Raw genomic sequence first — 23145 nt, 5'->3', positions numbered from 1 at the left:
TGGCGGCCGCGAAAAATCCGCGTAGTGTAGGGCAATGACCGGCAGACCGAAAGCGGCTGCCAAGCATTGCCCGCTTGCGGGTGATCAGGTGTTCTGAATGACGATATTGGGGAACTTGTGCGTCATGTCCTTCGCCTTCTCGGCGATGCGCACCGCGACCTTGCGCGCGATCTCCTTGTAGATGGCGGCGATGCGGCCATCCGGCTCCGCCGCCACCGTCGGCAGGCCGCCATCCGCCTCCTGGCGGATCTGGATGTCCAGCGGCAGCGCGCCAAGGAAGGGGATGCCGTAGTCGGCGCACAGCTTCTGACCGCCGCCGGTCCCGAAGATGTGCTCTTCGTGGCCGCACTTGGAGCAGATGTGCATGCTCATGTTCTCGACCACGCCGAGAATGGGCACGCCTACCTTCTCGAACATCTTCAGGCCCTTGCGCGCGTCCAGCAGGGCGATGTCCTGCGGTGTGGTGACGATCACCGCGCCAGTCACCGGCACGCTCTGCGACAGCGTCAGCTGGATGTCGCCGGTGCCCGGTGGCATATCGATGATGAGGTAGTCCAGGTCCTTCCAGGCGGTTTCCTTCAGCATCTGGTTCAGCGCCTGGGTGGCCATCGGGCCACGCCACACCATGGGCGTGTCGGTGTCGATCAGGAAACCGATGGACATCGCCTGCAGGCCGAGCGCCTCAAGCGGCTCCATGGTCTTGCCGTCGCGGGTTTCCGGCCGGCGACCGCCTATGCCCAGCATCTGCGGCTGCGAAGGGCCATAGATGTCCGCATCCAGGATACCCACCCTCGCGCCCTCGGCGGCCAGCGCCAGCGCCAGGTTGGCGGCGGTGGTGCTCTTGCCGACACCGCCCTTGCCAGACGACACGGCCACGATGTTCTTCACCCCCGGCAGCAGCTTCACGCCCTGCTGCACCGCGTGCGCCACCACTCGGCTGTGCACCTCGATATCCACCTTGCCTAGCCCCGGCAGGCCGGCCAGCGCCTGCTGCAGTTGGGCGCGAATGGGCTCGTGCTGGCTTCTCGCCGGATAGCCCAGTTCCACCTCGAAGCGCACGTCGGCGCCCGACACGGTGAGATTGCGGATGCAGCGCGTGCTCACCAGGTCCTTGCCTGTGTTTGGATCAATTACGGATTTCAGCGCTTCTGTTACGGTTTCCTGAGACAAGCTCATGTCGGTTTTCCTCGATAATCGCGCCGCCCGGGAGCAAGCAGGCGGGAACGGACCGCATCATACCGGACCGCTTCCCGCGCCTCACCCACCGTCGCCGCGGGGTTTTACCTATCCTGAAAAAGGGTCGCCAAGGTAAGCAAAGGGCTTCCGCGCCAATGTTCCGTACGCACAACACCACTCGAGACACCATGATCCGATCCAAGCTTCTTCCCGCCTGCCTCGCCATGCTGCTCTGCGCCTGCGCCGCCACACCGCCGGCCGGCAACCCACAAGCCGCGCGCGGCAGCGGCGCCGCGCCCAGCACCGGCAGCGCACCGCGCACCGCCACCACAACCGCCAACGGCGCCAGCACGGTCAACTGGAACACCCTGCGCACCGACCTCGCCACTGCCCTCAAGGGCGTGCCCGACGTGGAGATCAGCCCCGCCCCCGAAGGCCTGCAATTGCGGCTCCCGGTGAGCAATGGCTTCGATTCCGGCAAGGCCGTGCCGCGCCAGCCGCTCACCCGCATGCTGGACGCAGTGGTCGCCCCGCTGGCCGCCTACCCGCGCGTCGCCATCCATGTCGTCGGCCATACCGACAGCATCGGCAGCGAGATGTACAACCTCAAGCTCTCCATTTCCCGCGCCGAGGCGGTCACCGAATACCTGCGCAGCCAGGGCCTGGGGCTGGAACGCCTGAGCTCCGACGGCAAGGGCGAAGCCGAGCCGATCGCCGACAACGCCCGCGAACCCGGCCGCGCCCGCAACCGCCGCGTGGAGATCTACCTGCGCGCCATGCCCTGATGCATCCACGCCCGCCACGGCGCCGGCCTGGGCCGCGCCGCAGCGGGCACGTGGACGCACAAAACGCGCCCGACCGCCGCCGGCGGCCCGGGCGCGTTTGCTAAACTCGCGCTTTTCCCCGTTTCCCGGCCCCATCATGTCCCGCAAGATCCTCGTCACCAACGCCTTGCCCTACGCCAACGGCGACATCCACCTCGGTCACCTGGTCGGTTACGTCCAGGGCGACATCTGGGTTCGCTTCCAGCGCATGCGCGGCAGCGAGGTGCACTACGTCTGTGCGGATGACACCCACGGCACGCCCATCATGCTGCGGGCCGAAAAGGAAGGCATCACGCCGGAACAGCTGATCGCCCGGGTGCATACCCAGCACCTGCGCGACTTCACCGACTTCGGCGTCGCCTTCGACAACTACCACTCCACCCACAGCCCCGAAAACCGCGCCTACGCCGAGGAAATCTACGGCCGGCTGCGGCAGGCAGGCCTGATCGAAACCCGCGACATCGAACAGTTCTACGACCCGGTCAAGGAAATGTTCCTGCCGGACCGCTTCATCAAGGGCGAGTGCCCCAAGTGCGGCGCAGCCGATCAGTACGGCGACAACTGCGAGGTCTGCGGCGCCGCCTACACGCCCACCGAGCTGAAGAACCCCTACTCGGCGGTGTCCGGCGCCAAGCCGGTGATGAAGACCTCGGAACACTACTTCTTCCGCCTCTCCGATCCCCGCGCCGCCAGCTTCCTGCGCGAATGGACACGCGGCAGCAACGCCGCCGGCCAGCGCCGCCTGCAGGCCGAAGCCGCCAACAAGATGAAGGAATGGCTGGGTGAGGAAGGCGACAACCGCCTGTCCGATTGGGACATTTCCCGCGACGCCCCCTACTTCGGCTTCGAGATTCCCGGCGCGCCCGGCAAGTACTTCTACGTCTGGCTGGACGCGCCCATCGGCTACTTCGCCAGCTTCCGCAACCTCGCCGACCGCAAGAGCGGCATCGCGGTGGAGGACTTCATCGAGGCCACCCGCGCCGAGGCCGCCGGCACCGAGCTGGTGCACTTCATCGGCAAGGACATCCTCTACTTCCACGCCCTGTTCTGGCCGGCCATGCTGCAATTCGCCGGCTACCGCACGCCCAGCCAGCTGTGCGTGAACGGCTTCCTGACCGTGGACGGCGCCAAGATGTCCAAGAGCCGCGGCACCTTCATCACCGCCCGCTCCTACATCGACCAGGGCCTCAACGCCGAGTGGCTGCGCTACTACTTCGCCAGCAAGTCCAACGGCACGATGGAAGACGTGGACCTTAACCTCGACGACATGATCGCCAAGGTCAATTCCGACCTCGTCGGCAAGTTCGTCAACATCGCCAGCCGCTGCGCTGGCTTCATCGCCAAGCGCTTCGACGGCGTGCTGGGCGCCAGCGATGCCGCCGCCACCGCCGAATTCCAGGCCGCCTTCGAGGCCGAGACAGTGGCCCGCGCCTACGAGGAACGCGACTACGGCCGCGCCTTGCGCGAAATCATGCGGCTGGCCGACGTCGCCAACCAGTATGTGAACGACCACAAGCCCTGGGAACTGGCCAAGCAGGAAGGCCAGGAAGCGAAGCTGCATGCAGTCTGCAGCACCGCGCTGACGCTGTTCCGCGACCTCACCCTCTACCTCAAGCCGGTGCTGCCGGCGCTGGCCGCCCAGGTCGAAGCCTTCCTCGCCATCGCTCCGCTGAACTGGCAGGCCGGCTGGCAGGCACTGCCGGCCGGCCACCGCATCCAGCCCTATCAGCACCTGATGACGCGGGTCGAGCGCAAGCAGGTGGACGCCCTGCTGGAAGCCAACCGCGACTCTCTGGCACCGGCCGCCCCCGCAGCCACCGCCGCAACGGCCAAGACCGGGAAAGCGGAAAACGCCGACAAGGCCGCCAAGGCGGAAAAAGCTGCCGCCGACGCGGGCCACATCAGCATCGACGACTTCACCAAGGTCGATCTGCGCATCGCCCGCATCGTCGACGCCCAGCATGTGGAGGGCGCCGACAAGCTGATCCGCCTGCAACTGGACATCGGCGAAACCGACGAGGCCGGCGCGCCCAAACCGCGCCAAGTGTTCGCCGGCATCAAGTCCGCCTACGACCCGGCCACACTGGTCGGCCGGCTGACCGTGATGGTGGCCAACCTCGCGCCACGCAAGATGAAGTTCGGCCTGAGCGAGGGCATGGTACTGGCCGCCTCCGATCCGGAGGGCCACACCGGCGGCCTCTACATCCTGTCGCCCGACAGCGGCGCCACGCCCGGCATGCGGGTGAAGTAAACCGCGCCCGCCGGCCGCTGGACAAGGCGGCCGGCGAGGCGAACAATGGGCGCTCGTTTTTCCACGCCTGTCCCTCTCCTTCCCATCCGTCTCCCCGGAACCCGGAAATGCCACTGACGCCTTCCAAGCGCTGGATCGTGCAGCAGCGAACCCGACCGGGCCGGGCGTTTCCGCCAGCCGCCCGCCTGGGCACGCACCGAACCGGAAACCCGCTGTGGAGACGCCATGAAAATTTCCTTTCGCCCCAGACTGCTTGACACCCTGCCCGGCTACGGCAGGGCGAGCTTCAGCCAGGATCTATCGGCCGGCATCACCGTCGGCGTACTTGCGCTGCCGCTGGCCATGGCCTTTGCCATCGCCTCCGGCCTCAGCCCGGCGGCCGGCATCTGGACCGCCATCGTCGCCGGCTTCCTCATCTCGGTGCTCGGCGGCTCGCGGGTGCAGATCGGCGGCCCCACCGGCGCCTTCATCCCCATCATCTACGCCATCGTCGTCGACTATGGCGTGCAGAACCTGCTGATCGCCACCATGATGTCCGGCGCCATGCTGCTGGCCATGGGCGCCTTCCGCCTCGGCAGCATGATCCGCTTCATCCCGCTGTCGGTCGTCATCGGCTTCACCAACGGCATCGCGGTGGTGATCTTCCTCTCCCAGATCAAGGATTTCCTCGGCCTGCAGATCGCCAATCTGCCAGGCGAGTTCTTCGGCAAGATGAAGGCGCTGATCGATGCCTTGCCGACGCTGCACCTGCCGACGGTGGCGGTCGCCGTCGCCTCGCTGCTGCTGCTGCTGGCCTGGAACCGGCGCGCCGCCCGCACGCCCTGGATGCGCCGGATGCCGGGGCCGCTGGCGGCGCTGGTGATCATGACCGCGCTGAACGCGCTGTTCAGCCTGCCGGTGGACACCATAGGCAGCCGCTTCGGCGGCATCCCGCGCGACCTCCCCGCCATCGCCCTGCCCGAGCTCTCCCTCGGCACCCTGGGCAAGCTGATCGCGCCCGCGCTCACCATCGCCCTGCTGGGCGCGATCGAATCGCTGCTGTCTGCGCGGGTGGCCGACAGCCAGATCGACGACCGCCACGATCCCAACCAGGAGCTGATGGCGCAGGGCATCGCCAACATCGCCGCGCCGCTGTTCGGCGGCTTCGCCGCCACCGGCGCCATCGCCCGCACCGCCACCAACATCCGCACCGGCGGCCGCACGCCGGTGGCCGGCGCCATCCACGCGCTGGTGCTGCTGGCAGTGGTGCTGGTGCTGGCGCCGCTGGCCAGCGCCATTCCGCTGGCCACGCTGTCGGCCATCGTGGTGGTGGTGGCGATCAACATGGGCGAATGGCACGCCTTCGCGCCCGCCGAGCTGCGCCGCTACTCGGTGCAGTACCGCACCATCCTGCTCGGCACCTTCTTCGTCACCGTGGTGTTCGACCTGACGCTGGCAGTGGAACTGGGCATGGTGCTGGCGAGCCTGTTCTTCATCTACCGCATGTCCGACCTCACCCGCATCGAACGCATCCAGATCGATGGCGGGAACGCCAGCGACGGCACGCCGCGCATCCTCGCCTACCGCCTGTTCGGCAGCCTGTTCTTCGGTGCCGCCAACAAACTGGAGAACCTGCTGCTGATGCAGGATGGGCATCCGGCGGTGGTGATCCTGGACCTGGACAAGGTGATCAACATCGACACCACCGGCCTAGACATCTTGCAGACGCTGCACCGCAACCTGCACAAGCGCGGCGCGGAGCTGATCCTGTGCGGCCTCAATCCCCAGCCCGGCTCGCTGGTGCAGCGCTCCGGCTTCAGCGAGCGGCTGGGGGCGGACAACATTGCCACCGATCTCGCTGCCGCCGTCGCCCGCGCGCGGCAGGTACAGCCGCCCGCCGCCGAGGTTTCCTATGCCTGATCATTCCAAGCCTGCGACCAGCCTGGTGCTGAGGGTCCGTGGCAAGGTGCAGGGCGTGGGCTACCGTGCCGCCGCCCAGGCCGAGGCCCTGCGGCTGGGCCTGCAGGGCTGGGTGCGCAACCGCGCCGACGGCAGCGTGGAAGCACTGGTTGCCGGCAGCGAAGAGGCGGTGGAGCGCTTCGTGGAATGGAGCCGCTCCGGCCCGCCGGCGGCGAAGGTGGCCGAGGTGGCCTGCAGCCCGGCCGCCGAGGAAGCGCCCGCCGGACCTTTCGGCGTGCGCCCCACCTACTGAAAAGCGAACGGCAAGCCGCCCGCGTCAGGACGGATAGTCGATCTCGACCGCGTTCGGCGGCAGCCATTCGCGCAGGCTGTCGAGCAGGTTCTCCTCCAGCCGCACCCGCCACGCCCGCCCCAGCGGCAGATCCGCTTCTGCGTGGGCATTGCGGTAGCGCACCTGCACCGGGCAGGTGCCGTCGCGGAAAGGCGCCAGCAGGTTCTGCAGCCGGTCCGCCGCCGCGGCCGGGCCGCCGGCCTCGCCCACCTCGCCGTTCAGCCTGAGGTTAAGGGCGCGGGCGAAGCGGCTGCGTGCCTCGCCCAGGGTCAGCAGTTTGTCGGCGATGATGCGGTAGCCGCCGGAGAACTCGTCGTTGCTGACCTTGCCTTCCACCACCAGCACTTCGTCGGTGACGATCTTGCCGCGGTTGGCCTCCAGCACCTCCGAATACACTGCGATCTCCCGCGGCGTGGTGCCATCGTCCAGTTGCACGAAGGTCATCTTGCCGCGGCTGCCCATCTTGGTCCGCGCTTCCATTACCACGCCCGCCATCATCACCAGGTCGCGCGAGGGCTCGATCTGCGCCAGGGTACGGCGGACGAAGCGGCGCACCTCGGCCTTGAAGGCGTTGAACGGATGGCCCGAAAGGAAGAAGCCGATGGCGATCTTCTCTTCCTTCAGCCGCTCGCGCTCGCTCCAAGGGCGGACGCTGACGAACTCCACCGCCGCGCCGGCCGCCTCCGGCACCATGTCGAACAGACCGCCCTGCATGGCATTGGCGGCGGCTTGCTCGGCGGCCTCCATCGCCAGCGGCACGGTGGCCATGAGCTGGGCGCGGTCGCGGCCCTTGTGGCCTTCCAGCGGATCCATGGCGCCGGCGCGGATCAGCGCTTCGACCACCCGGCGGTTCACCAGGCGGCGGTCCACCCGCTCGCAGAAATCGAACAGGTCGTGGAAAGGCTTCCTGCCGCGGGCGGCGATGATGGCGCGCACCGCCGGCTCGCCGCAGCCCTTCACCGCGCCCAGGCCATAGCGGATGGTCTTGCGGTCCACCGGCACGAAGCGGTAGTCGGACTCGTTCACATCCGGCGGCAGGATGGCGATCTTGTTGACGAGGGTATCCTCGTAGAAGATCTTGACGGTGTCGGTGTTGTCCAGGTCGGAGGACATGGTGGCCGCCATGAAGGCGGCACAGTGGTGGGCCTTCAGCCAGGCGGTGTGGTAGGTGACCACCGCGTAGGCGGCGGTGTGCGACTTGTTGAAGCCGTACTCCGCGAACTTGGTCATCAGGTCGAACAGTTGCTCGGCCAGCGCCGGGTCGTAGCCCTTCTGCTTGGCGCCGTCGGCGATGGTGGCGCGGTGCTTGGCCATCTCCTCCGGCTTCTTCTTGCCCATCGCGCGGCGCAGCATGTCGGCGCCACCCAGGGTGTAGCCGCCGATGATCTGCGAGATCTGCATCACCTGTTCCTGGTACACGATGACGCCGTAGGTCGGCTCCAGGCAGGCTTTGAGGTCGGGGTGGAAGTAGTCGATCTCCTGCTGGCCTTTCTTGCGCAGGATGAAATCGTCCACCATGCCCGAGCCCAGCGGGCCCGGGCGGTAGAGCGCGAGTACCGCGATGATGTCTTCGAAACGGTCGGGCGCCAGCTTCTTCAGCAGCTTCTTCATCCCGTCCGATTCCACCTGGAAGATCGCGGTGGTGTTGGCGTCCTTCAGGATCTGGTAGGCGGCCGGGTCCTGGAAGCCCAAGCTCATCAGGTCGACCCGCTCGCCGGTCAGGCGCTCCACGTAGTCCAGCGCCAGCTCGATAATCGTCAGGTTGCGCAGGCCGAGGAAGTCGAACTTCACCAGGCCGACCGCTTCGACGTCGTCCTTGTCGAACTGCGACACCGGCGTGGCGTCGTCGCCGTCGGCGATGTAGAGCGGGCAGAAGTCGGTGAGCTTGCCGGGTGCGATGAGCACCCCGCCGGCGTGCATGCCGACGCCGCGGGTGAGGCCCTCCAGCGGCTCGGCCAGGCCCCACAGGGTCTGCACCGCCTCGCCGTCGTTGCCGTCCTTCATCATCTCGCCGATCTGCGGCTCCATTTCGTAGGCGCGCGCCAGCGACACCGGCTTGGCGCCTTCGATGGGAACCAGCTTGGACAAGCGGTCGCACAGGCCGTAGGGCATGTCGAGCACGCGGCCGACGTCGCGCACCACCGCCTTGGAAGCCAGGGTGCCGAAGGTGGCGATCTGGCTCACCGCGTCCTTGCCATAGCGCTCGCGCACGTATTCGATGACGCGGTAGCGGTTGTCCTGGCAGAAGTCGATGTCGAAGTCGGGCATGGACACCCGCTCCGGGTTCAGGAAGCGCTCGAACAGCAGCGCGTACTCCAGCGGATCGAGGTCGGTGATCTTCAGCGAATAGGCCACCAGCGAGCCGGCGCCCGAGCCCCGGCCGGGGCCGACCGGCACGCCGTTGTTCTTCCCCCACTGGATGAAGTCCGCCACGATGAGGAAGTAGCCGGGGAAGCCCATCTGGATGATGGTGTCGGTCTCGAACTTCAGCCGCTCCTCGTAGCGCGGGCGCTGCTTCTCCCGCTCCTCCGGATGCGGGTAGAGCTCTATCAGCCGCTCCTCCAGCCCCTTCTTCGCTTCCAGCACCAGGAAGTCGTCCAGGCTCATGCCATCCGGCGTCGGGAACAGCGGCAGGAAGTTCTTGCCCAGCTGCACGGTGAGCGAGCAGCGCTTGGCGATCTCCACCGCGTTCTCGAGCGCCTCCGGGATGTCAGCGAACAGCGCGCACATCTCGTCCTGGCTCTTGAGGTACTGCTCCTCGGTGAAGTCGCGCGGCCGGCGCTTGTCGGCCAGCACATAGCCTTGGGCGATGCACACGCGCGCCTCGTGAGCCTGGAAATCCTCGCGCTTGAGGAACTGCACCGGGTGGGTGGCTACCACCGGCAGGTCCAGCCGGGAGGCGATCTGCAGCGCGTGGCGGATGTAGGTCTCGGTGCCAGGGTGGCCGGCGCGCTGCACCTCGATGTAGAAGGCATCCGGGAACAGCCGGGCCCAGTCGGCGGCCAGGCGTTCGGCGAGGTCGGCGTTGCCGTTGGCCAGGGCGTGGCCGATGTCGCCATCCATGGCGCCAGACAGGCACAGCAGGCCGCTGGCGGCGCCGCCCTCGAACCATTCGCGGCGCAACTCGGCGCGCCCGCGGTACTTGTTCTCCAGGTAGGCGCGAGTGAGCAGTTCGCACAGCTGGCCGTAGCCGGCACGGTCGCGGCAGATCAGCAGCACACGATAAGGCTTGTCGCGCTCGACCTCGTTCTGGATCCAGGCGTCCACGCCGATCACCGGCTTCACGCCCTTGCCGCGCGCCCCCTTGTAGAACTTGACCATGCCGAAGAGGTTGGCGAGGTCGGAGATGCCGAGCGCCGGCATGCCGTCGGCGGCAGCGGCGGAAATCGCCTGGTCGATCTGGACGATGCCGTCGGTGATCGAGTATTCGGAGTGCAGGCGGAGATGGACGAAACGGGGCTGATGTGGGGCATTCATGGGGCGGGATTTTACCCGACCCCACCCCGGCCGGCCCGACCATCGGACCATGGCCGGGGCCCGGCAAGGTCGGCTCAGTCGCGGCCGGCCTCGTCCTTGCGCAGCTTGGCCAGCCAGTACTCCATCTGCCGTCCCGCCGCCTCGCGGCCGCCCAGGCCGAAGGACAGCGCCACTGCGACCGCCACCGCGCCGAAGCCCAGGCCGAAGGCGAGATTGACGATATCGTCGGCGATGCCCATCGCCCGCAGCCCCATTGCGATGACCAGGCCGAGGATGGCGACGCGGGCGATGCGGGCCAGGCCGACGGAGCGGCCACCGGCCTGAGCGCCGCTGGCGCGGGCGATGGCCTCGGCGGCGATGTTGGCCAGCCAGAAGCCGGCGATCAGGATCACGCTGCCCAGCAGGATGTCGCCACCAAAGCGGATGAAAACCTCCACCAGCCCGCTCACCTGATCGAAGCCCAGCCGGCTCGCCGCTTCCACTACCGCGAACAGCATGGCGAAAAACACCACCAGCCGGCCAACCAGCATCGAAGGCGTCAGTTCAGGGCCGGAGGCGTGGCCCAGGCCGGAGGCGTGGCCCAGGCCGAAGGCGTGGCCCAGGCCGAGCTTGGCCGGCAGCAGGTCGAAGCCGATGCCGCCCAGCAGGCGGGCGACCAGCGCACCGGCGAAACGGGCGACGAACCAGGTGATCGCCAGGATGAGCGCCGCCGCGAAGATCTCCGGTACCGCGGCGAAGAACTGGTCCAGCATGCCGATGGCCGGCGCCGAGATGGCTTCGATGCGCAGCGCGTCCAGCGCGGCGATCAGGCTGGGCACGAAGACGAAGATGAACACCAGCGTACCCGCCAGCCGCGACAGGCTGACGCTGGCGTCCAGCCCCAGCCGGGCGCCGAGGCGGTCGGCGCCGACCGCGGCCAGCAGGTTGGCGACCAGGCCGCGCAGCACGCTGGCCACCAGCCAACCGACGAAGCCGATCATGCCGGCGGCGAAGATGTTGGGCACCATCGTCAGTGCCCGGTCCACCATGCCCTGCACCGGCTGCAGCAGGCCATCCAGCTGGAAGGCGCCGAGGATGGCCGGCAGGAACAGCAGCATCACCAGCCAGAAGGCGACGTTGGCGAGATTGCGGCTCATCGGCTCCATGCCGGCCTCGGCGGCGAGGCGGTCGTCCAGCGTGGTCGCCGCCAGCACCCGGGCGGTGATCGCACGCAGCACGGTGGCCACCGTCCACGCCACCACCGCCAGCACCACGCCGGCGAGCAGATGCGGCAGGTAGGTGGTGATCTGGACCAGCAGCGCGGCAAAGGGCGCCGACAGCATTTCCAGGCTGAGGATGTTGAGCACGGCGACGATGGTCACCAACATGACCAGACCGAAAAGGCCGAGGGCGATCGGCGTTTCCACGTCCAGCGCATGGCCGGTGCCGTTGCGCAGGCGGTCGTTGAGCGCGCCCAGGCGCAGCAGTCGACGGCTGCCGGCGCGCACGGCGACGGCGGCGAACCAGCCCAGCGCGAGTACCGCGACCGCGGCGAGGATGGCGGGCAACTGGCCGCCCAGGGTGGCCTGCAGGCTGCCGGTGAGGGTGTTCGGTTCCATCGGTGCTGATCTCCGGTGCATGGTTGACGTCACCACGCCGGCCCCGGGCGCAGCCGCCCCGCCAGCGCGATCAGGGACCGAACTTATGCCAGCGCAAACTACTTTGCAACAAACATATGATCACGCACACCCACGGGGCCTTGCCGCAAGCCTCGCTCAGGGGAGCAGCAGCGAAGTACCGGTGGTGCGCCGGGCTTCCAGGTCGGCCTGCGCCCGGGCGGCGTCCTTCAAGGCGTAGCGCTGGTGGATCTGCAGCTTCACCTTGCCGGACAGCACCACCTCGAACAGTTCCCTGGCCATCTCCAGCAGGTCGCTGCGCCGGGCGGCGTAGGTGAACAGGCTGGGGCGGGTCAGGAACAGCGAGCCCATGCGAGCCAGCAGGCCGACGTCCACATCGCCGACCGGGCCGGAAGCATTGCCGAAGCTCACCATCATGCCCAGCGGCCGCAGACAGGAAAGCGAGTCCATGAAAGTATCCTTGCCGATGGAGTCGTACACCACCGGCACGCCCTCGCCGCCAGTGAGCTCCCTGACCCGCGCCGGGAAAGACTCGCGGGTGTAGACGATGGGATGGTCACAGCCGTGGGCGGCCGCCAGTTCCGCCTTGGCGTCGGAGCCGACGGTGCCTATCACCGTGGCCCCCAGTGCTTTCGCCCACTGGCACATGAGCAGGCCGACACCGCCGGCCGCGGCATGGATCAGCACGGTGTCGCCGGGCTGCACCCGGTAGGTGCGCCGCAGCAGGTACTGGGCGGTGAGCCCCTGCAGCATCATCGCCGCGCCCTGCTCGAAGCTCAGTGCTTCCGGCAGGCGGACGAGCCGGTCCGCCTGCAGGTTGCGCGCCTCGGCGTAGGCGCCTTGCGGTCCGCCGGCGTAGGCCACGCGGTCGCCCACCTGCAGATCGGTAACACCCTCGCCCAGCGCCTCGACCACGCCCGCGGCTTCGGCACCGATGCCAGAGGGCAGCGGCGTCGGATACAGGCCGCTGCGGTAGTAGGTATCGACGAAATTGAGGCCCACCGCATGCTGGCGCAGCCGCACTTCCCCGGCTGCGGGCAGCGGCAATTCGACCGCCTCCCACTGCAACACCTCCGGACCGCCGGTACGGTGGAATCGGATCGCGTGGGTCATGGCTGCCTCCTGGATAAGCACCGGATCTGCGGCCCGGCGGCTCAGCGGACGATGGAAACGCCGATTCTAAACTGCCCGGTCTTCGGCTCGTTGTAGTCCAGCAGCGTTTCGCCGTAGCCGTTGAAGTACTGCAGGTGGGCGAAAGCGCCGACGCCCGAGAAGATGCTCAGGCGGATCGGGTAGGACAGGTCCAGCTGGGTGCTGCCCTTGCCCTTGGTGCCGCGGCGCAGCTGGGCGTTCAGCAGCAGGCCGTCGTCGCGGCCGAAGCGCAGGCCAAGCTCGCCGTAGCCGCGATAGCCGGTGATGTCCGGGTTGTCGTCCTTGTCCAGGTAGGTCCAGACCTTGGGCGCGACGCCAAGATAGGTGCGGCCGTCGGCAAAGTAGTAGCGGGCGTCGGCGCGCAGGAACAGGGTGTCTATGCTGCGCGACTCCAGCCCGTCCTTGCCGTTGGACTCGTGCTCGTAGCCGCCCTGCAGGTTCACCGAGTTGCCATCCAGCGGGTTGGAGACGCGCCACTGGTAGAACAGCGAAGGGCGGAAGCTGGTGTCGTGGAAGGGTTTGGAGTCGGCAGCCAGATCCCACATCGAGGTCTGGGTGAAGCCGAAGTAAAGCCCGCGCACCACCGGGAAGGTCTCGCCAACGACGCCGTGGGAGTCGAACAGGCGATAGCGGAAGCTGAACTGGAAGCGGGCGGTGTTGGGGTTGCCGCCGACCAGGAAGTACATCGGCTCATGGAAGCCCAGCGGCGCGGACTCCACCGGTTCTGCCGAGGCCGGCTGGCGCATGAACTCCCCCGCCGGCGCCGCGCTCTGGGCCGCCAGCTGCGACTGGGCCTCGTTGGCGAGCGAGGCATCGATGATGAGTCGCGCCGCCGCCGCATCCTGCAGGGCCAGCACGGCCATGCCGGTGACCTCCCGCGGCCAGCGCGCGGCGTAGGCGCGGCGCCCGCCGGCCTCGGCGGCGCTGGCCACCAGCGGCACCGCGATGCGCGGCGCATTGCCGGGCAGCTCCACCACCGCCGCCAGCGTATCCGGCAGCGGACCTGTGCCGTCGCCAACGACGGTGACGGTGAAAACCTCGCCCGGCACGACACGCGGCTCATGCGTGGCGAGCAGCCAGTCAGCGGCGAAAGCGGAAGGGGCGGAGAGTACGACGAAGGTGGTGGCCAATATCCTGGCCAGGCGGAGGGGAACTCGCGGATCTTTCACGAGAATTCTCTTTAGTAGGGGGTGGCGATAGCGTAGCAGGCGCTCCCCGGAACGGGCGTGACAGCAGGTTTCCTGCGGCGCAAAAAAACCCGCGCCGCAGGACGCGGCACGGGCTCTTTCTTATTGCGGAGCGAGGAGGCTCAGCGGGCGGCGCTAGCGCGCACCTCCTGCGCATCCACCACCGCCAGGGCGGTGATGTTCACCAGCCGGCGCACGGTGGCCGACGGGGTGAGGATGTGCACCGGCTTGGCCGCGCCCAGCAGGATGGGACCGACCGACACGCCGTCGCCATTGGCCATCTTCATCAGGTTGAAGGAGATGTTGGCGGCGTCCAGGTTGGGCATCACCAGCAGGTTGGCTTCTCCGACCAGGGTGGAGTCCGGATGCACCTTGGCGCGGATTTCAGGCGACAGCGCGGCATCGCCATGCATTTCGCCGTCGCACTCCAGATCCGGCGCCAGTTGCTTCAGCAGGCCGACCGCCTCGCGCATCTTGCGCGCGGAGGAAGAGCGCGAGCTGCCGAAGTTGGAGTGGGACAGCAGCGCCAGCCGCGGCTCGATGCCGAAGCGGCGCAGCTCTTCCGCCGCCATGCGCGCGATCTCCGCCACTTCGGCCGCACTCGGGTTCTCATTCACATAGGTGTCGGTGATGGCCAGCGTGCGCTTGGGCAGCAGCAGCAGGTTCATGGCGGCGAACTGCTTGGCGCCGGCCTTGAGGCCGATGACGTCCACCACGTGCTGCATGTGATAGTCGTAGGTGCCGAAGGTGCCGCACACCAGCGCGTCGGCGTCGCCGGTGCGCAGCAGCATGGCGCCGATCAGCGTGGTGTCGCGGCGCATCTTGGCCTTGGCGATTTCCGGCGTCACGCCATCGCGGCCCATCAGACGGTAATACTCGTTCCAGAGGTCGCGGTAGCGCGGGTCGGATTCCGGGTTGACGATGTCGAAATCCCGCTCTGGCACCAGGTTGAGGCCGATCTTCTTGATCCGCATCTCGATCACGCTGGGACGGCCGACGAGGATGGGACGCGCCAGGCCCTCGTCCACCACCACGCGGGCAGCGTGCAGCACACGCTCATCCTCGCCTTCGGCGTAGATCACCCGCTTCTGCTCCATCGGGACGCGCTTGGCGGCGGAGAACACCGGCTTCATGACGATGCCGGTGGTATAGACGAAGTCGGTCAGGCTGGCGATGTAGGCGTCGAAGTCCTCGATCGGCTTGGTCGCCACGCCGGACTCCATCGCGGCGCGGGCCACAGCCGGCGCGATCTTGACGATGAGGCGGGGATCGAAAGGCCGCGGGATGATGTAGTCCGGCCCGAAGGACAGCTCGGCGCCGCCGTAGGCGGAGGCCACCACGTCGTTCTGCTCCGCCTGGGCCAGCTCGGCGATGGCCTTCACGCAGGCGAGCTTCATCTCTTCGTTGATCTTGGTCGCGCCCACGTCCAGCGCACCGCGGAAGATGAAGGGGAAGCAGAGGACGTTGTTGACCTGGTTGGGGAAGTCGGAGCGGCCGGTGGCGATGATGCAGTCCGGGCGCACTTCCTTGGCGTCGGCCGGCAGGATTTCCGGGTTCGGGTTGGCCAGGGCGAAGATCAGCGGCTTGTCGGCCATCTTCGCGACCATTTCCTTCTTCAGCACGCCAGCGGTGGACAGGCCGAGGAAGACGTCGGCGCCCTGGATCACATCGCCCAGGCTGCGGGCTTCGGTAGTCTGCGCGTAGCGGGCCTTGTTCGGCTCCATCTTCTCGTCGCGGCCGTGGAAGATCACGCCCTTGGAGTCGCACACATAGACGTTCTCGCGCTTCAGCCCCAGGCCCACCATCAGGTCCAGGCAGGCGATGGCGGCGGCACCGGCGCCGGAACACACCAGCTTCACTTTGGCGATGTCCTTGCCGACCACCTTCAGGCCGTTGATCAGGCCGGCGGCGGAGATGATGGCGGTGCCATGCTGGTCATCGTGGAACACCGGGATGTGCATGCGCTCGCGCAGCTTCTGCTCGATGTAGAAGCACTCCGGCGCCTTGATGTCTTCCAGGTTCACGCCGCCCAGCGTGGGCTCCAGCGCGGCAATGATGTCGATCAGCTTGTCCGGGTCGTTCTCGGCCAGTTCGATGTCGAACACGTCGATGCCGGCGAACTTCTTGAACAGGCAGCCCTTGCCCTCCATCACCGGCTTGGACGCCAGCGGGCCGATGTTGCCCAGCCCCAGCACCGCGGTGCCGTTGGTCACCACCGCGACCAGGTTGCCGCGGCTGGTCAGCTCGCGTGCTTCCGCCGGATCGGCGACGATGGCATCGCAGGCGGCGGCCACGCCGGGCGAATAGGCGAGCGCCAGATCGCGTTGATTGGTGAGGCCCTTGGTCGGCACGACCGAAATCTTGCCGCGCGTCGGCGCACGGTGATAGTCCAGCGCCGCGGCGATGAAATCCTGATCCATTGCTTTCCCTCTCGGAACGGTGAGGTGTTTGTATGAGTAATGTGGGGCGCAACAATAGGCGCGCACCGTCGCCTCGCCAATTGCGACCATCCGCAGCCTGATTGTTGATGTCGGCGCCGACAACGCCGTGCCGCAGAGCGGGTTCCGATCGGAACCCGCATGCCATCCGACTGAAAAAACAGCCAGAACCGGCATGACTGACGAGGCGGCAGTTTAGCTCAAGGCGCGTAACCTTGGGCGGCAGGGCCGGCGTCGCACTCCCCGGCCACGGCAGCCTTATCCCGCCGGCAAGGCTTTTTGGCACAATGGGCACACGACTCGAGGGGGAAACTATGCGGCGTGTGGTATTCAATCAGAAGGGCGGCGTCGGGAAGTCCACCATTACCTGCAACCTGGCCGCCATCAGCGCCCATCGCGGCAAGCGCACGCTGGTGGTCGACCTGGACCCGCAGGGCAACTCCACCCAGTACCTGCTCGGCAACGCCGATACCGAGCAGGCGCTGACCCTGGCCGGCTTCTTCGACCAGACGCTGAACTTCAAGCTGAACCCCAAAGGTACCGAGGAGTTCATCGTCGCCTCGCCCTACGAAGGGTTGCACGTGATGCCCTCGCATCCACTGCTGGAAGAGCTGCAGAGCAAGCTGGAGTCGCGCTACAAGATCTACAAGCTGCGCGACGCGCTGCAGGAACTGGCGGAGGACTACGACGAGGTCTACATCGACACGCCGCCGGCCCTCAACTTCTACACCCGCTCGGCGCTGATCGCCGCCGACGCCTGCCTGATCCCCTTCGACTGCGACGACTTCTCCCGCCGGGCGCTGTACTCGCTGCTGGAGAACGTGGAGGAGATCAAGGCCGACCACAATCGCCACCTCGAGGTGGAAGGCATCGTGGTCAACCAGTTCCAGCCACGCGCCAGCCTGCCGCAGAAAGTGGTACAGGAGTTGATAGACGAGGGCTTGCCGGTGCTGTCGCCCTATCTCTCCGCCTCGGTGAAGATCAAGGAATCCCACGAGCAGGCGCGGCCGATGATCCACCTGGACGCCCGTCACAAGCTGGCGCAGGAGTTCGTCGCCCTGCACGACGCCTTGGCCGCCCGTTACGGCACCTGAGGTGCCGCCTGCGGGCAGCGGAGTCAGATCGGGTCCAGTTTGGCCACGCCCAGCAGCAGCCACTTGATGCCGGCCGGACCGAAATTCACCTGCACCCGGGCATCCGAGCCACTCCCTTCGGCGGCGACGATCACGCCCTGGCCGAAACGGGCGTGGCTCACCCCCTGGCCGATGCGCAGGCCGCCCAGCTCCGGCCGGCTCGCCGGCGCCGCGTTGGCGCGGTAGCTGGAGGACGAATAGCCGGCGGAGCCGGACGTTGAAGCGCTGGCGCGCGGCTTGGGTGGCGCCAGCCACTTCAGCAGGCCGGCGGGAATCTCCTCCAGGAAGCGCGACCGCGGGTGATAGCGGGTCTGCCCGTGCAGCATGCGGCTCTGGGCGCAGGTGATGTAGAGCCGCTCCCGGGCCCGTGTCACCGCCACGTACATCAGGCGACGCTCCTCCTCCAGGCCCTCGGTCTCGAGGATGCTGTTCTCGTGCGGAAACAGGCCCTCCTCCAGGCCGGACAGGAAGACGGCGTTGAACTCCAGGCCCTTGGCCGAATGCACCGTCATCAGTTGCACCGCTTCGGCGCCCTGCTCCGCCTGATGGTCGCCGGCCTCCAGGGAAGCGTGGGCGAGGAAGTCCGCCAGCAGCGCGTGCGGCTGCTTCAGGGTCTCGGCATCGGCGTCGGATTCGGCGACGAAGTTGGCCGCAGCATTGAGCAGTTCGTCCAGGTTCTCCAGCCGCTCGCGGCCTTCCTTCTCGGCGAGGTAGTGGTCGCGCAGGCCGGCGCCGTGCAGCACGTGGTCGACCAGTTCCGGCAGCGGCAAAGGCGCGGTCTCGGTCCGCAGCGTCTCCACCAGCCGGACGAACTGCGCCAGCACGGTACCCGGCTTGCCGCTGAGATGCGGCACGGTGGCGTAGAGGCTGGTGTTGAAGGTGCGCGCGGCATCCTGCAGCGACTCCAGCGAGCGGGCGCCGATACCGCGTGCGGGGAAGTTCACCACCCGGGCGAAAGCGGTGTCGTCATCCGGGTTGGCGATCAGCCGGAGGTAGGCCAGCGCGTGCTTGATCTCTTGGCGTTCGAAGAAGCGCAGGCCGCCATAGACGCGATAGGGAATGCCGGCGCTGAAGAGCTGGTGTTCCAGCACCCGCGATTGGGCGTTGGAGCGGTAGAGCAGCGCGATCTCGCCGCGCGAGGCGCCGTCCCGCACCAGCGACTGGATTTCCTCGACAATCCAGCGCGCTTCGTCGCCATCCGAGAAAGCCTCGAACACCCGGATGGGCTCGCCGGCACCCTGATCGGTCCACAGGTTCTTGCCGAGACGGTTGGCGTTGTAGCGGATGATGGCGTTGGCCGCGTCCAGGATGTTGCCGCCGGAGCGGTAGTTCTGCTCCAGCCGGATCACGTTGGCGACACGGAACTCGCGCTCGAAGTCGCGCATGTTGCCGACCTCTGCGCCGCGGAAGCGGTAAATGGACTGGTCGTCGTCGCCAACGCAGAACAACGCCGCGCCGCCCTCCCGGCCATCGTCCGCCAGCAGCTTCAGCCAGCGATACTGCAGGCGGTTGGTATCCTGGAACTCATCCACCAGGATGTGACGGAAGCGGCGCTGGTAATGGCGCCGCAGCGGTTCGTGGCGCTCCAGCAGTTCGTAGGAGCGCAGCAGCAGTTCGGCGAAATCCACCACGCCTTCGCGCTGGCACTGGGCCTCGTACTCGGTGTAGAGCATGACGCGCTGGCGGGTGTGGTCGTCCCAGGCCTCGACCGCCGCCGGCCGGTTGCCCGCCTCCTTCTGGCCGTTGATGAAGTGTTGCAGATCACGCGGCGGATATTTCTCATCGTCGATGTTCAGCGTCTTCAGCAGGCGCTTGATCGCCGCCAGCTGATCACCGGAGTCCAGGATCTGGAACAGCTGGGGCAGGCCGGCATCGCGGTAGTGCGCCCTCAACAGGCGGTTGCACAGTCCGTGGAAGGTCCCTATCCACATGCCACGCGGGCTCACCGGCAGCATGGCCGACAGCCGCGCCAGCATTTCCTTCGCCGCCTTGTTGGTGAAGGTTACCGCCAGCAGCCCGGAAGGATCGACCTGGCCGGTCTGGATCAGCCAGGCGATGCGGGTGGTCAGCACCCGCGTCTTGCCCGAGCCGGCGCCGGCCAGGATGAGCGCATGCTGGGGCGGCAGCGTGACCGCCTGCATCTGTTCGTTGTTCAGGTTCGCTAGCAGATTCGACATGGGAGCTTCCTTTCCAGGGGGGCATTCTACCCGCGGCCCGCCCTCCGTCCCCTTTTCACCCTCGCCGCACCCACTGTTGCGTCGCTGCAACAAGAAACTTGAAATCGCTTCAACACTGAAATATCTTGGGTTTGTGCATAGCAGCAAAAGCAGGAACTTCGTCACGCCCCAATACTCGAAGAATCCGTAGAATCGAGCATAAATAAGCTCCGGCAACGGATTTTGCAGTACAACAAGAACACGCATGACGGCCGCTTCAAAAGAGCGCCGCCCTGCAACGGGCTCTACCGGAGCCCCCAGGAGAAACACCAGATGCAAACGCCCAAGCTCCTTCCTTGGTACGCCAGCAAGGCTGGCGTCTCGACCGAGCGCGCCGCCGTCCTCTGGCGCCGCGCCGTCCGCCAGGCAACCGCCGATACCGGCTGGGTCGGCAACTCTGAATACTGGGGCGCGGCCATGGACAGCTTCCTCCGCCAGCTGGAAGAGGAAAAGAACAGCCGCTGCACCCCGCGCGTCACCCCCCTGCTGCGCAGCCAGAACATGATGTGGCGTCTGCCCCTGCTCGCCATGGAAGACGTGGTGAGCGTGGTGTCGGCCGAGTGGCAGAAAGGCTTCCAGCGCGGCACCGGCCGCAGCCGCGAAGCAGCCTGAGCAGCACGCGCCTCCCTCGAATTTTTCTCCCCGCCGCGGGGAAACCGTCTCCCTCCCTCTCCTTAATGGAGTTCGGCATCCAGTTCCCACTGGATGCCGTTTTTTTGCCCTGCCCGAGCGCCCGCTTTCCCAACCGCCACGCGCCCTCCGGCGGCTTCGGGATATACTTCCGCGTTTTCAACGCCTTGAATTCGCGCACCCCGCCCATGCAGGACAAATACCAGCCCGCAGCCGTGGAAACGGCCGCCCAGCAGCACTGGGAATCCACCTCGGCCTTCCGCGTCGTGGAGGACACCGCCCGCCCGAAGTACTACTGCCTGTCGATGTTCCCCTACCCCTCGGGCAAGCTGCACATGGGCCACGTGCGCAACTACACCATCGGCGACGTGCTGGCGCGCTACCACCGCATGCGCGGCTACAACGTGCTGCAACCCATGGGCTGGGATGCCTTCGGCATGCCAGCTGAGAACGCCGCGATCCAGAACAACGTGCCGCCGGCGAAATGGACCTACGCCAACATCGAGTACATGAAGGCGCAGCTGAAGCGCCTCGGCTTCGCCATCGACTGGTCGCGCGAACTGGCTACATGCACGCCCGCGTACTACCGCTGGGAACAGTGGCTGTTCACCCGCCTGTATGAAAAGGGCCTGATCTACAAGAAGCTGGGCACGGTGAACTGGGACCCGGTGGATGAAACCGTGCTCGCCAACGAGCAGGTCATCGACGGCCGCGGCTGGCGTTCCGGCGCGCTGGTGGAGAAGCGCGAGATCCCCATGTACTACATGAAGATCACCGCTTACGCCGACGAGTTGCTGGAAGCGCTGGACGGCCTCTCCGGCTGGCCGGAGCAGGTCAAGCTGATGCAGAAGAACTGGATCGGCCGCTCCGAAGGGCTGGAAGTCCACTTCCCCTACGACCTCTCCACCATCGGCAAGTCCGGCGTGCTCAAGGTCTTCACCACCCGCGGCGATACGCTGATGGGGGCGACCTACGTGGCGGTGGCCGCCGAGCACCCGCTCGCCGCCCAGGCCGCCGCCGGCAACCCGGAACTGGCCGCCTTCATCGAAGAATGCAAGCAGGGCGGCGTAGCCGAGGCCGACCTCGCCACGATGGAAAAGAAGGGCATGCCCACCGGCCTGCGAGTCGTGCATCCGATCACTGGCGAATACCTGCCGGTGTGGGTCGCCAACTACGTGCTGATGGGCTACGGCGAAGGCGCGGTGATGGCGGTGCCGGCGCACGACGAACGCGATTTCGCCTTCGCCCACAGATACCGCCTGCCGATCAAGATGGTGGTGCGCTCCACCCACGACGCCTACGAAAACGTGGCCGCCCCCTGGCTGGACGCCTACGCCGAGCACGGCAGGCTGGTCAATTCCGGCAAGTACGATGGCCTGCACTTCCAGGACGCAGTGGACGCCATCGCCGCCGACCTCGCCGCCAAGGGCCTGGGCGCCAAACGCGTCCAGTACCGCCTGCGCGACTGGGGCATCTCGCGCCAGCGTTACTGGGGCTGCCCGATTCCGATGATCCACTGCAGCGACTGCGGCGACGTACCGGTGCCGGACGAGCAGTTGCCGGTGGTGCTGCCGGAAGATGTCGAGATCACCGGCCGCGGTTCGCCGCTGGCCAAGATGGCCTCGTTCTACGAATGCAGCTGCCCGAAGTGCGGCAAGCCGGCGCGCCGGGAAACCGACACCATGGACACCTTCGTCGAGTCGTCCTGGTACTTCCTGCGCTACGCCTGCGCCGACAACGCCGGCGCCATGGTGGATGAGCGGGTGAACTACTGGGCGCCCGCCGACCAGTACATCGGTGGCATCGAGCACGCCATCCTGCACCTGCTCTACTCCCGCTTCTTCACCCGCGCGATGCGCGACTGCGGCCTGGTGGAGGTCTCCGAGCCCTTCACCAACCTGCTCACCCAGGGCATGGTGGTGGCCGAGACCTATTACCGCGAAACCGAAGGCGGCAAGAAGCTGTGGCTGAACCCGGCGGACGTCCAGGTCGAGCGCGATGAGCGCGGCCGCATCGTCGCCGCCAGACTGGCCAGCGACGGGGAGCCGGTGGTCATCGGCGGCACCGAGAAGATGTCCAAGTCGAAGAACAACGGCGTGGATCCGCAGGCCCTGGTCGACCAGTACGGCGCCGACACCGCCCGCCTGTTCATCATCTTCGCTGCACCGCCCGACCAGCAGCTGGAGTGGTCCGATTCCGGCGTCGAGGGCGCGTCCCGCTTCCTGCGTCGCGTCTGGAACCTTGGCCATGTCTTCGCCACCGAGATCCGCCCGGCGCTGCCGGCGGTACGCAAGCTGGTCGCCGGCGAACTGCCGGCCGCGCTGGCCGATGTGCGCCGCGAGATCCACACCCATCTGAAGCAGGCCAATTACGACTTCGGCAAGCATCAGTTCAACACCGTGGTTTCCGCCGCGATGAAGATCCTGAACGCGCTGGAAAAGGCGCCACGCGAAGACGCGGCTGCCCACGCCGAAGTGGTCGAAGAAGGCTTCTCCATCCTGGTGCGCCTGCTATCGCCCATCACCCCGCACATTGCCCACGCACTCTGGCAGGACTGCGGCTTCGGCGGAGAGTTGCTCGCCACCGCCTGGCCGGAGCCGCTGGAGGCGGCGCTTAAGCAGGACGAACTGGAACTGGTGCTGCAGGTGAACGGCAAGCTGCGCGGCAGCCTGAAGGTAGCGGCCGACGCCAGCAAGAGCGCCATCGAAGCCCAGGCGCTCGCCTCCGAAGCAGCGCAGAAGTTCATGGAAGGGAAGCCGCCGAAGAAGGTGGTGGTCGTCCCCGGCCGTCTCGTCAATATCGTGGTCTGAGGACA

General features: G+C 67.1%; 14 protein-coding genes. 7 read left to right on the top strand and 7 right to left on the bottom strand.

Translation table 11 applies throughout. The features are described 5' to 3' along the window. Window positions 1-84 precede the first annotated feature (84 nt). The gene (gene apbC / locus C7389_RS07160; RefSeq protein WP_133589783.1) at window positions 85-1176 is read right to left on the bottom strand and encodes an iron-sulfur cluster carrier protein ApbC; all 1092 of its coding nucleotides are present in this window, start codon (window positions 1174-1176) and stop codon (window positions 85-87) included. A gap of 188 nt (window positions 1177-1364) precedes the next feature. On the opposite strand from apbC, the gene C7389_RS07155 reads away from it, so the two are divergent. The 4 genes from C7389_RS07155 (at window position 1365) to C7389_RS07140 (ending at window position 6442) form a co-directional block, all read left to right on the top strand. Then, window positions 1365-1961 (top strand): OmpA family protein, encoded by a 597-nt coding sequence (locus tag C7389_RS07155; protein ID WP_246034668.1) that lies wholly within the window; start codon window positions 1365-1367, stop codon window positions 1959-1961. Window positions 1962-2097: 136 nt separating this feature from the next. Continuing rightward, window positions 2098-4251, top strand: coding sequence for a methionine--tRNA ligase (gene metG, locus C7389_RS07150; protein WP_133589781.1), 2154 nt, complete (start codon window positions 2098-2100; stop codon window positions 4249-4251). Between the two features lie 225 nt (window positions 4252-4476). Next, on the top strand, window positions 4477-6150 hold the full coding sequence (locus C7389_RS07145) for a SulP family inorganic anion transporter (RefSeq protein WP_133589779.1): 1674 nt from the start codon (window positions 4477-4479) through the stop codon (window positions 6148-6150). Then, window positions 6143-6442, top strand: coding sequence for an acylphosphatase (locus tag C7389_RS07140; RefSeq protein WP_133589777.1), 300 nt, complete (start codon window positions 6143-6145; stop codon window positions 6440-6442). Before C7389_RS07145 ends, C7389_RS07140 begins: the two co-directional genes overlap by 8 nt. Window positions 6443-6466: 24 nt before the next feature. Here C7389_RS07140 and dnaE read toward each other — a convergent pair whose 3' ends face one another. The 5 genes from dnaE to C7389_RS07115 form a co-directional block, all read right to left on the bottom strand. Then, window positions 6467-9958, bottom strand: a complete 3492-nt coding sequence (dnaE, locus tag C7389_RS07135) for a DNA polymerase III subunit alpha (RefSeq protein ID WP_133589775.1) — start codon at window positions 9956-9958, stop codon at window positions 6467-6469. 74 nt (window positions 9959-10032) lie between these two features. Beyond that, the gene (locus C7389_RS07130; RefSeq protein WP_133589773.1) at window positions 10033-11556 is read right to left on the bottom strand and encodes a mechanosensitive ion channel; all 1524 of its coding nucleotides are present in this window, start codon (window positions 11554-11556) and stop codon (window positions 10033-10035) included. Window positions 11557-11712: 156 nt separating this feature from the next. Then, the gene (locus C7389_RS07125) at window positions 11713-12687 is read right to left on the bottom strand and encodes a quinone oxidoreductase family protein (protein ID WP_133589771.1); all 975 of its coding nucleotides are present in this window, start codon (window positions 12685-12687) and stop codon (window positions 11713-11715) included. A gap of 41 nt (window positions 12688-12728) precedes the next feature. Then, complete coding sequence (locus C7389_RS07120; RefSeq protein ID WP_246034667.1) at window positions 12729-13895, bottom strand: phospholipase A; 1167 nt, start codon at window positions 13893-13895, stop codon at window positions 12729-12731. 140 nt (window positions 13896-14035) lie between these two features. Continuing rightward, window positions 14036-16333: an NADP-dependent malic enzyme gene (locus C7389_RS07115; RefSeq protein WP_133589767.1), complete on the bottom strand. Its 2298-nt coding sequence runs from the start codon at window positions 16331-16333 to the stop codon at window positions 14036-14038. Window positions 16334-16665: 332 nt separating this feature from the next. On the opposite strand from C7389_RS07115, the gene C7389_RS07110 reads away from it, so the two are divergent. Then, window positions 16666-17445, top strand: a complete 780-nt coding sequence (locus C7389_RS07110; RefSeq protein ID WP_133589765.1) for a ParA family protein — start codon at window positions 16666-16668, stop codon at window positions 17443-17445. A gap of 23 nt (window positions 17446-17468) precedes the next feature. On the opposite strand, the gene C7389_RS07105 is transcribed toward C7389_RS07110, so the two are convergent. Further along, a complete protein-coding gene (locus C7389_RS07105; RefSeq protein ID WP_133589763.1) occupies window positions 17469-19661 on the bottom strand; it encodes a UvrD-helicase domain-containing protein in 2193 nt (730 codons plus the stop codon). 312 nt (window positions 19662-19973) lie between these two features. Between C7389_RS07105 and C7389_RS07100 the strand changes: the two genes are divergently transcribed. Further along, a complete protein-coding gene (locus tag C7389_RS07100; protein WP_133589761.1) occupies window positions 19974-20312 on the top strand; it encodes a hypothetical protein in 339 nt (112 codons plus the stop codon). 206 nt (window positions 20313-20518) lie between these two features. After that, entirely contained in the window at window positions 20519-23140 is a 2622-nt protein-coding gene (leuS, locus tag C7389_RS07095) for a leucine--tRNA ligase (protein WP_133589759.1), read from the top strand. Window positions 23141-23145: the final 5 nt, after the last annotated feature.

Origin of the sequence: Azoarcus indigens (genome assembly GCF_004361735.1) — a bacterium.
Classification (GTDB): Bacteria; Pseudomonadota; Gammaproteobacteria; order Burkholderiales; family Rhodocyclaceae; genus Azoarcus; species Azoarcus indigens.
This window is presented reverse-complemented; position numbering and strand designations above follow the sequence as displayed.

What these genes read in the sequence shown, in the direction of transcription:
- apbC (WP_133589783.1), bottom strand. Translation starts at nt 1,176, where the DNA reads ATGAGCTTGTCTCAGGAAACCGTAACAGAAGCGCTGAAATCCGTAATT.
- C7389_RS07155 (WP_246034668.1), top strand. Translation starts at nt 1,365, where the DNA reads ATGATCCGATCCAAGCTTCTTCCCGCCTGCCTCGCCATGCTGCTCTGC.
- metG (WP_133589781.1), top strand. Translation starts at nt 2,098, where the DNA reads ATGTCCCGCAAGATCCTCGTCACCAACGCCTTGCCCTACGCCAACGGC.
- C7389_RS07145 (WP_133589779.1), top strand. Translation starts at nt 4,477, where the DNA reads ATGAAAATTTCCTTTCGCCCCAGACTGCTTGACACCCTGCCCGGCTAC.
- C7389_RS07140 (WP_133589777.1), top strand. Translation starts at nt 6,143, where the DNA reads ATGCCTGATCATTCCAAGCCTGCGACCAGCCTGGTGCTGAGGGTCCGT.
- dnaE (WP_133589775.1), bottom strand. Translation starts at nt 9,958, where the DNA reads ATGAATGCCCCACATCAGCCCCGTTTCGTCCATCTCCGCCTGCACTCC.
- C7389_RS07130 (WP_133589773.1), bottom strand. Translation starts at nt 11,556, where the DNA reads ATGGAACCGAACACCCTCACCGGCAGCCTGCAGGCCACCCTGGGCGGC.
- C7389_RS07125 (WP_133589771.1), bottom strand. Translation starts at nt 12,687, where the DNA reads ATGACCCACGCGATCCGATTCCACCGTACCGGCGGTCCGGAGGTGTTG.
- C7389_RS07115 (WP_133589767.1), bottom strand. Translation starts at nt 16,333, where the DNA reads ATGGATCAGGATTTCATCGCCGCGGCGCTGGACTATCACCGTGCGCCG.
- C7389_RS07110 (WP_133589765.1), top strand. Translation starts at nt 16,666, where the DNA reads ATGCGGCGTGTGGTATTCAATCAGAAGGGCGGCGTCGGGAAGTCCACC.
- C7389_RS07105 (WP_133589763.1), bottom strand. Translation starts at nt 19,661, where the DNA reads ATGTCGAATCTGCTAGCGAACCTGAACAACGAACAGATGCAGGCGGTC.
- C7389_RS07100 (WP_133589761.1), top strand. Translation starts at nt 19,974, where the DNA reads ATGCAAACGCCCAAGCTCCTTCCTTGGTACGCCAGCAAGGCTGGCGTC.
- leuS (WP_133589759.1), top strand. Translation starts at nt 20,519, where the DNA reads ATGCAGGACAAATACCAGCCCGCAGCCGTGGAAACGGCCGCCCAGCAG.